At 64.1% G+C, this 4,271-nt stretch carries 5 protein-coding genes; 3 read left to right on the top strand and 2 right to left on the bottom strand.

All coding sequences use genetic code 11. From position 1 onward, the window contains the following. The 3 genes from VKP01_RS06995 to arsB form a co-directional block, all read left to right on the top strand. The coding region (locus VKP01_RS06995) for a class I tRNA ligase family protein (RefSeq protein ID WP_324411441.1) at positions 1–1,356 on the top strand (1,356 nt) is incomplete at its 5' end. 277 nt (positions 1,357–1,633) lie between these two features. After that, positions 1,634–2,014, top strand: a complete 381-nt coding sequence (locus VKP01_RS06990) for a metalloregulator ArsR/SmtB family transcription factor (protein ID WP_324411440.1) — start codon at positions 1,634–1,636, stop codon at positions 2,012–2,014. A gap of 14 nt (positions 2,015–2,028) precedes the next feature. Beyond that, complete coding sequence (arsB, locus tag VKP01_RS06985; protein ID WP_324411439.1) at positions 2,029–3,111, top strand: ACR3 family arsenite efflux transporter; 1,083 nt, start codon at positions 2,029–2,031, stop codon at positions 3,109–3,111. Between the two features lie 64 nt (positions 3,112–3,175). Here arsB and VKP01_RS06980 read toward each other — a convergent pair whose 3' ends face one another. Beyond that, positions 3,176–3,949: a DeoR/GlpR family DNA-binding transcription regulator gene (locus tag VKP01_RS06980; RefSeq protein ID WP_324411438.1), complete on the bottom strand. Its 774-nt coding sequence runs from the start codon at positions 3,947–3,949 to the stop codon at positions 3,176–3,178. Positions 3,950–4,004: 55 nt separating this feature from the next. Further along, positions 4,005–4,271: hypothetical protein (locus tag VKP01_RS06975; RefSeq protein ID WP_324411437.1), on the bottom strand; the 267-nt coding region annotated here is incomplete at its 5' end.

Below are 4,271 nucleotides of genomic sequence, written 5' to 3'. Positions count from 1 at the left end.
GACAGGCTCGACCAGGCCATCGCCGAGAGCTTCGAGGCCCAGGGCGCCGATGCGTGGTATCAGAACGATCCGGCCCATTATCTGGCGCCGCTCGGCTATGACCCGGCGGAGTACGAGAGGGTCGATGACATTCTCGACGTCTGGTTCGATTCGGGCTCCACGCATTCCTTCAACATGGAAACGCGCCCCGATCTCGCGGTGAACCGCATCGTCGATGGCGGGCGCGACCAGGTGATGTACCTGGAAGGCTCCGACCAGCATCGCGGCTGGTTCCAGCATTCCCTGCTCGAGGCCTGCGGCACGCGCGGGCGCGCGCCCTTCGACATCGTCCTGACCCACGGTTTCGTCCTCGACGAGAAGGGGATGAAGATGTCGAAATCCATGGGCAATGTCGTCGCGCCGCAGGACGTGATCAAGGATTCGGGCGCCGATATCCTGCGCCTGTGGGTGGCAGCCTCCGATTACGCGGATGATCTGCGCATAGGCAAGGAAATCCTCAAGACCTTCGTCGAGACCTACCGCAAGCTGCGCAACACCATCCGCTGGATGCTGGGCTCGCTGCATCATTACAAGCCCGAAGAGGCGGTCGATCCGGCGCAGATGCCCGAGCTCGAGCGCTTCGTGCTGCATCGTCTGGCCGAGCTCGACGAGGCGATCCGCGAGGCCTATCGCCGGTTCGACTACAAGCGCGTGATCTTCCTGCTCAACGGCTTCATGACGAGCGATCTCTCCGCTTTCTATTTCGATGTGCGCAAGGACACGCTCTATTGCGATCCGCCCTCCAGCCTCGCCCGCAAGAGCGCGCTGACGGTAATCGACCGCTGCTTCGATTGCGTGGTGACCTGGATCGCGCCGATCCTGTGCTTCACCGCCGAGGAAGCCTGGCTGACGCGCCATCCGGACGCGCTCTCGGTGCATCTCGAAACCTTCCCCGAGGTACCCGCCGGCTGGCGCGATGCCGCGCTCGCGGAACGCTGGGCCAAGGTGCGCCGGGTGCGCCGGGTGGTGACCGGATCGCTCGAAATCGAGCGCAATGCCAAGAACATCCGCTCCAACCTCGACGCGGCACCGATCGTCCACGTCACCGATCCGGAGCTGCTGGCGGCGGTGGAAGGGTTGAACCTGGCCGATATCTGCATCACCTCCGATCTCACCCTGCGTTCCGACGAGGGGCCGGCGGATGCTTATCGCTGGGAGGACGTGCCCGGCGTTGCCGTGGTCTTCGCGCGGGCACAGGGCACCAAATGCGCCCGCTCCTGGAAGATCGCGCCGGATGTCGGCTCCGACCCGGATTATCCAGACGTCACCCCCCGCGACGCGCAGGCGCTGCGGGAGCTGAAGGCGATGGGGGCGTGAGGGGATAGGCGCGAATACGCAGGACGGGCGGGCCGCAGCAATGGCGGACGATCCCGCCCGTTCATGCGCCTGCGGTCTGATGCATCCTGTCTGATCACAGGCGTCGGGGCGAATTGTCCCGTCCCGACGCTGCTCATGGCGGGCCTCATCGCGATGCCGGGGCTCATGCCGGATGGGCGCGTGATGCTCCGTATTTCCGCGATTGCACAAACCGCTGCGCTCCTATAAATCGTCTTTCGACGATTGACGAATTACGGCTGCACGGAGCGCCTCTGCCATGACCCTGCCAGCAATTGAGGCCGGCGCGCTCGCCGCGCTCGCCGCTCAGGATGCGGACAACACTCGCATCGCCGCGATCGCCAAGGCGCTGGGGCATCCGGCGCGGGTGCGCATCGTCAAGCTGCTTCTGGCCAAGCGTTCCTGTATCGGCTGCGACATCGTCGAGGATGTCGGGCTGGCGCAATCCACCGTCTCCGAGCATCTGCGCATCCTCAAGGCAGCCGGCATCATCTCCGGCGAGATCGAGCGCCCGCGCATCTGCTATTCGCTTGTGCCGGGAAGCCTCGACCCGCTGGCGGATTTTCTCGATGCCTTGGTTGCCCCGGATGAACCGGCGCATGACGCGGACACTCACGCTCCCGCCTCTGACCCCCGCTAAGAAAGCCCTGCACGATGTCGCTTTTCGAACGCTATCTCTCCGTCTGGGTCGCGCTCTGCCTGGTCGCCGGGCTCGCGCTGGGCGCAATCATTCCCGGCGTGTTCGATGCGCTGGCCGCTCTCGAATACGCCTCGATCAACTTCGTCGTGGCGGTGCTGATCTGGGCCATGGTCTATCCGATGATGGTGGCGGTGGATCTCTCGTCGCTGGCGCGGGTGCATGAGCGGCCCAAGGGGCTCGTCATCACTCTGACCGTGAACTGGCTGTTCAAGCCGTTCACCATGGCGGCTCTGGGGGTGCTGTTCTTCGAATTCGTCTTCGCCCCCTTCATCGAGCCGGGCACGGCGGGGCAGTATATCGCCGGCATGATCCTGCTCGGTGCGGCTCCCTGCACCGCCATGGTCTTCGTCTGGTCGACGCTGACGAAGGGTGATCCGAACTACACGCTCGCGCAGGTCTCGCTCAACGACGCGATCATGATATTCGCCTATGCGCCGATCGTGGCGCTGCTGCTCGGCGTTACCGATATCAGCGTGCCGTGGGACACGCTGATCCTCACGGTCGTGCTCTATATCGTGGTGCCGCTCACCGCCGGCGTGCTGACGCGGCTGCATCTCACGCGCGGCGCGCGCTCACCCGCCGAGGCCGAGGCGGCGGTGGCGCGGTTTACCGCCGGGGTGAAGCCGTTCTCCATCATCGGGCTTCTGGCCACGGTGGTGCTGCTCTTCGGATTCCAGGGCGAGGTAATCCTCACTCAGCCCCTGGTCATCGTGATGATCGCGATCCCGCTGCTGATCCAGTCCTACGGCATTTTCGCCGTGGCCTATTGGGCTGCCAAGGCCTGGGGCGTCCCGCACAAGGTGGCGGCGCCCTGTGCCATGATCGGCACGTCGAATTTCTTCGAGCTCGCCGTCGCGGTGGCGATCGGCCTGTTCGGCCTCAATTCCATCGCCGCGCTCGTGACCGTGGTCGGCGTGCTGGTGGAGGTGCCGGTGATGCTCTCCCTCGTCGCCTTCGCCAATCGCACCCGCCACTGGTTCCCGCTGGACGAAGCGCCCATCCGCGCATCGCGCAAGCAGGAACAGAGCGAGCCTTGACGCGATTTGCGCCCCGGAGAAAGCCTTGCGCGCGGAATCGTTGCGTGGATAAGAACCGCCCGGCTCATCCCCGCGCATCATCGCAGATCGTCACCTGCGTCTGCCATTCGGCGCTAAGCCGTGTGATCCGATCCGGTGGCGGCGCATCCGTGATGAACCGGTCGATATCGGCCAGGGAGGCGATTCGCACCGGCGCGCTGCGGGTGAATTTCGAACAATCCGCCGCGAGCCAGGCCTCGCGCGCCTGACGGATGATCGCCTGGCTGATGCGTACCTCGCGCACGTCGAAATCCAGCAGGTCGCCGTCTTCGTCCAGGGCGGAGGTGCCGATCACGGCGATATCGACCTTGAAGTGACGCAGCATGTCGAGCGCGATGTCGCCGACGAGACCGGCATCGGCGCGGCGCAGGACGCCGCCGGCGACGATCACCTCGATCCCGTCATTGGCTGCGAGGATGTTGGCCACGTTGAGATTGTTGGTCACCACCATGAGATCACGGTGACCGCGCAGCGCCCGCGCCACCGCCTCGGTTGTTGTGCCGATGTTCAGAAAAAGCGACGCGCCGCGCGGGATATCGTGGGCAATCCGCGCCGCGATGCACTCCTTGGCTGGTGCGTTGAGAATGCGGCGGTCTTCGTAGCCGATATTGCTCACGCCGGATGGCAGCACCGCACCGCCATGCACGCGCTCGAGCCGGCCGGCATCGCACAGATCAGTCAGATCCCGCCGGATCGTCTGCAGCGTGACACCGAAATGCGTGGCGAGATCCTCCACGGTGACGCGCCCGCTTTCGCGGGCAATCGCCAGGATTTCAGCGTGGCGGAAGGTCTGGGCCATACACTCCCCGGAATCGAATGGTTGGGCGTTCGTTTACGTTCCTTCTTGGGTGAAATCACAACGGCTGTCCACGAAAACATCGCTGATTGAGAAAGCCGACCCGCATCAAGCCGGTATTGGAAGCTGGAATCGAAATGATACTTGCGCAGAAACGAAAAATATAACAAAGAAACGAATATAATGAACGGCCTGATACCACGCAAGCGAACACAAACGCAAACCCTGTCCAGAGGCAACCATGGCGGAAGCGACACCCTACGACCTCTTTGTCATTGGCGGCGGCATCAATGGCTGCGGCATTGCGCGTGATGCGAGCGGGCGC

Origin of the sequence: Saliniramus sp., from assembly GCF_035311605.1 — a bacterium.
Lineage (GTDB): Bacteria > Pseudomonadota > Alphaproteobacteria > Rhizobiales > Beijerinckiaceae > Saliniramus.
This window is presented reverse-complemented; position numbering and strand designations above follow the sequence as displayed.